The organism is Muricoccus vinaceus (genome assembly GCF_042433125.1).
Classification (GTDB): domain Bacteria; phylum Pseudomonadota; class Alphaproteobacteria; order Acetobacterales; family Acetobacteraceae; genus Roseomonas; species Roseomonas vinacea.
This window is the reverse complement of record NZ_JBHLVZ010000111.1, coordinates 1-4,393: the sequence shown is the minus strand read 5'-3', so window position 1 is coordinate 4,393 and position 4,393 is coordinate 1. Positions and strand designations below refer to the sequence as shown.

Sequence of the window (4,393 nt, the reverse complement as noted above, 5' to 3'; positions counted from 1 at the left end):
GCCTGCCACGAGCCAAGACGCGCGTGACCCGATTTGCGGCTCTGGCAGCAGCCGCATGAATTAACCGACAGTATCAACACCTCATCGAGGTGCCAGATGTCGCCCGGCTTTGGCCGGCGGCGCCGCAGCTTGCGGGCGAACTCCGAACCGATCTTGCGGCACCAGTTCCGGATGCTCTCGCGCGTGACGATGATGCCCCGCTCCGCCAGGATCAGCTCCACGTCCCGCAGGCTCAGGCTGAACACGTGATACAGCCAGACCGCATGGCTGATGATCTCCGCCGAGAAGCGGTATCCAGGGTAGGTGGCCGGATCTGACGTCATCCCGGCATACTGCCCCGGCCCGGTCATTCCGACCAACGCCCCTCAACTTGCCAATGCCCCGACAGGTCATATCAGGTGGCCAGCAACAAGCCACGAAAGAGAGCCAGTGGCGGCCAGCCACGTTCGCTCTTTGCCGCAGTCGAGATATCGGCTAGGTGACGATCTATCTCAGCCCGATCCAGCAATGCGGCGAGTTCCAACAGCGGCAGTGCCGCTCGCGGCTCCGCCCGTGTGATGAGATCTTCCTGATTGATCCGCCGCCGCGCCATGTCGACCTCCCTCGTCTACACAGGCAGCGAATCAGCCTACGTCGAGCCGGGTCCACACACATCCGCGCACAGGTCTCATAAGCGAGCCTGTTCCATCCAAAATACCTCGAATGAATACGACATTCTTGATCAGGCCGGCGAAAGAAGCCGCTCCTCCGTCGGGGAGACTTGTCGCCTGCTATCGGTAAACCTTGTTTCCAAAGCGGCTCCATCTACCTCAGCGGTGACGGTTCCGACCAGGATCATGACGGGACCGCCCTGGTGCCATTCGGGTGCGGAGGTCACGATGCCCTCCAGCGTACCGCGCAGCGTGCGCTGCTCCGTGGTGCCGCCCGCCTCCACCAGGGCCGCCGGGGTGGCGGGTTCCATTCCCGCCGCCACCAGTCCGTCGCGCAGCGCAGGCAGGGTTGAGACGCCCATGTAGATGGCCAGGGTCTGGCCGGGCCGGGCCAGGGCAGCGAAGTCGAGGTCCAGCCGCCCCTCGCGCGTGTGGCCGGTGGCAAAGGTCACGGCGCGCGCGTGGTCGCGATGCGTCAGCGGAATGCCCGCCGCTGCCCCGCAGGCCAGCGCGGCCGTGACGCCCGGCACCACCTCGCAGGCGACGCCGGCGACGCGGCAGGCCTGCATTTCCTCGCCGCCGCGCCCGAACACGAAGGGGTCGCCCCCCTTGAGGCGCACCACCCGCTTGCCCTGCCGCGCCAGGCGCACGAGCAACGCGTTGATCCCCTCCTGTGGCAGGCAGTGGTTCGCCCGGCTCTTGCCGACATAGATCCGCTCGGCATCGCGCCGCGCGAGGTCCAGCACGCCCTCGCCCACCAGGCGGTCATGCACAATCACGTCCGCCTCACCCAGCAGCCGCAGCGCTCGCAGGGTCAGCAGGTCGGCCGCCCCGGGCCCGGCGCCGACCAGGTGCACCACCCCCGCCGGCTTCGCCTCCGCCCCCCGCAGCGCTGCCGCGAAGGCGTCCTCCGCCTCCGCCTCGTGCCCGGCGAGCGCGAGGTCGGCCACCGGTCCGCTCAGCGCCGCGTCCAGGAAGCGACGGCGCGCCGCGAGGTCGGGCAGCGCCGCGCGGACCGCGCCTTTGAAGCGCTCCGCCAGCGCGGCCAGGCGCCCCAGCGCCGGCGGCAGCACGGCCTCGATCCGCGCGCGCACGAGGCGGGCCAGCACCGGCGCCGCGCCCCCCGTGGAGATGCCAATGGTCAGCGGCGCCCGGTTCACTATCGCCGGCATGACAAAGGAACAGAGCACGGTGCGGTCTACGATGTTCACGGGAACGCCGTGCGCCCGGCATGCCGCCGAGAGCGCCCGCAGGTCCTCTTCCGGCGCGCCGGCACCGATCGCGATGGCGCAGCCCTCCGGCAGGTCACCGCCAAAGCGCGGCGCCCGGTGCAACACCGCACCCGCGCGGGTCAGCAACGCAGCCTTGGTGTCGGCCGCCTCGCCCTCGCCCAGCACCAACGCCGCGCAACCGTGAAGATCAAGAAAGGCAGGGAAGTGTTGCATGAGAATCGAGCTCTTCTAGCGAATGCAATGGATCAAAGGGAGGAGAGAAAAATGATCAAAGATTGCCCGCAATAAGGAATTCCATTCCCTTGCTGGCCTCACGTTTCCGCGCATTCTTCCGGAAGGAAAAGAGGTGCGACATGATAGGCCAGCCGAGTGGGGCGGAAGGAATTAAAGTGGCCAGCGTCGGGCTGCGCGGGACGATCGCTGAGGAGTTGGCTGCCGCCGATGCGCCCGGCGGGCTGAGCGAGGCGTCGTACGCGCTGCTCAAGTTCCATGGCACCTACGAGCAGTTCGACCGCGACACCGCGACAGCGCGCAAGCAAGCCGGGCTTGATAAGGACTGGCAGTTCATGGTGCGCGTTCGCGCACCCGCCGGCCGGTTGACGGCGGCGCAATGGCTGGCGCTGGACGCGTTGGCGGATAGCAACGCGGACGGCACCATGCGCCTGACCACGCGCCAGGGCATGCAGTTCCACACTGTCAGGCGGGGCGATCTGACGCATTGCATTGCCTCCATCGAGGAAGCACTGCTGACGACCATGGCCGCCTGCGGTGACGTTGCGCGCAACATTACCACCTCTCCCGCACCGAGGCGCGATGCATTGCACGCACGGCTGGAGCGAGAAGCCTTCGCCCTTTCCGCCTCGTTGCTGCCGCGCACCCGGGCGCATCACGAGATCTTCCTTGGCGGCGAGAAGGTCGGCCACGAGGAGGATCCCCTCTACGGCCCGGCCTACCTGCCGCGGAAGTTCAAGGCCTCGCTTGCCCATCCGGCGGACAACACGCCCGACATCCTCTCCAACGATCTCGGCTTCATCGCGCAGACGGATCTGTCCGGCGAGGTCAAGGGCTGGATCGTGACCATCGGCGGCGGCATGGGCATGACCCACAACAAGCCCGCAACATTTCCACGTCTCGCGGATCCGATCACCGTTATCGGCCCCGACGAGGTGGAGGAGATGGCGCGCGCGGTGGTACGCCTGTTCCGCGATCATGGCGACCGCTCCGACCGGCGGCACGCGCGGTTGAAGTATGTCGTGGCGGAGCGCGGCGTTGACTGGGTTCGCGAGCGCCTGTCGGAGGATCTCGGGCGACGCTTGCCACCCGCGCCGCCCTTGCCGAGGCTCGAGGTGCCGGAACTTCTGGGCTGGCACGAGCAGGGGGATGGCCGGCTCTGGCTTGGTTTGCCCATTCCTTCCGGCCGCATCGCGGATCGGCCGGGCGTCGCGCTGCGCACCGCATTGCGCGAAGCCGTCGCGCGCTTCGGCCTCGACCCGATCGCCACGCCGCAGCAGGATCTGATCCTCTCCAACGTGCGGCCCTCGGACCAGGCAGCCCTGGAAGCCTTGCTGCGCGCCGCCGGCGTCGTTTTCGCGGAGGAGCTTTCACCGCTCGTCCGCTGGTCGCTTTCCTGCACTGCCCTCCCGACCTGCGGACAGGCGCTGACGGAGGGCGAGCGCGTCCACGGGCCCATCGTCGCCCAGGTGCAGGAGGTGCTGGCTCGCTACGGGCTGCTCGAAGAGCGCATCTCCTTGCGGCTGACGGGATGCCCGAACGGCTGCGCGCGCCCCTATGCCGGCGACATCGGCGTTGTCGGGCGTGCACCCGGCATCTACTCCCTCTTCGTCGGCGGCGACTTCGAGGGAACACGGCTCTCCTTTCCACTCGCGGACAAGGTGGCAACCGACCGGGTGGGCGAGGCGCTGGAGCCGCTGATCGCTGCCTTTGCGATGCGCCGACGGCCGGGCGAGGGTTTCGGTGACTTCTGCTTTCGTCAGGGTAGCCAGGTGATCCGCGCCCTGCCCGAGCCGGTCGCGGCCGAATAGGGCGATGGCGATGGCGCTGCCGCACCATGGTGATGCCGCCCACCATTCGGCAATCAGGCTGATGCCCTTAACGCAGCGCGATTCCAGCCACTCGCCGGAACTGCCCCGCGACTTCCCCATGGTCGAGCCTCACGGACTGGCGGATGGTTTGGACGACCCTGGGGAGGGTTGGCTCAGGAGCAGGATGAGCCCTCGGATGCAGCGGATTCTTGATGCGATCGATGGTCCAAGCCGCCTCCTCGTGCTGCTCGCCATCGTTCTCGCCTATGTTTGGATGTTGCTGAACTGATCTCGACCGCGGGCCGATTTGGCAGCGAAGGCGCAAGCGGGTCGCTTACCGGCCAGGACTTCGGGGAAGCTGTGCCGCGCCTCAAGGAGAGAAGATTTGGCCACCGTTCTGCAGCAGCGCCCCGCCCTGACCGCCTTCCTGTCCGAAAGGGTGCTCGACGTCCGCCACTGGACCGACCGC

The 4,393-nt window shown here is 67.8% G+C and carries 4 protein-coding genes and 1 pseudogene; 2 read left to right on the top strand and 3 right to left on the bottom strand.

What is annotated here, in order from left to right; genetic code table 11:
- The 3 genes and pseudogenes from ACFFIC_RS28195 to cysG form a co-directional block, all read right to left on the bottom strand.
- Positions 1 to 323, bottom strand: a pseudogene (locus ACFFIC_RS28195) (hypothetical protein); the annotation flags it as partial.
- 71 nt (positions 324 to 394) lie between these two features.
- Positions 395 to 592, bottom strand: a complete 198-nt coding sequence (locus ACFFIC_RS28190; protein ID WP_377056729.1) for a hypothetical protein — start codon at positions 590 to 592, stop codon at positions 395 to 397.
- A gap of 129 nt (positions 593 to 721) precedes the next feature.
- Positions 722 to 2,095 (bottom strand): siroheme synthase CysG, encoded by a 1,374-nt coding sequence (cysG, locus tag ACFFIC_RS28185; RefSeq protein WP_377056727.1) that lies wholly within the window; start codon positions 2,093 to 2,095, stop codon positions 722 to 724.
- A 140-nt stretch (positions 2,096 to 2,235) separates the two neighbouring features.
- Between cysG and ACFFIC_RS28180 the strand changes: the two genes are divergently transcribed.
- Positions 2,236 to 3,924 carry an NADPH-dependent assimilatory sulfite reductase hemoprotein subunit gene (locus tag ACFFIC_RS28180; protein ID WP_377056725.1) on the top strand — a complete coding sequence of 563 codons (1,689 nt, stop codon included), beginning with the start codon at positions 2,236 to 2,238 and terminating at the stop codon, positions 3,922 to 3,924.
- 4 nt (positions 3,925 to 3,928) lie between these two features.
- Positions 3,929 to 4,213 carry a hypothetical protein gene (locus ACFFIC_RS28175; RefSeq protein ID WP_377056723.1) on the top strand — a complete coding sequence of 95 codons (285 nt, stop codon included), beginning with the start codon at positions 3,929 to 3,931 and terminating at the stop codon, positions 4,211 to 4,213.
- Positions 4,214 to 4,393: the final 180 nt, after the last annotated feature.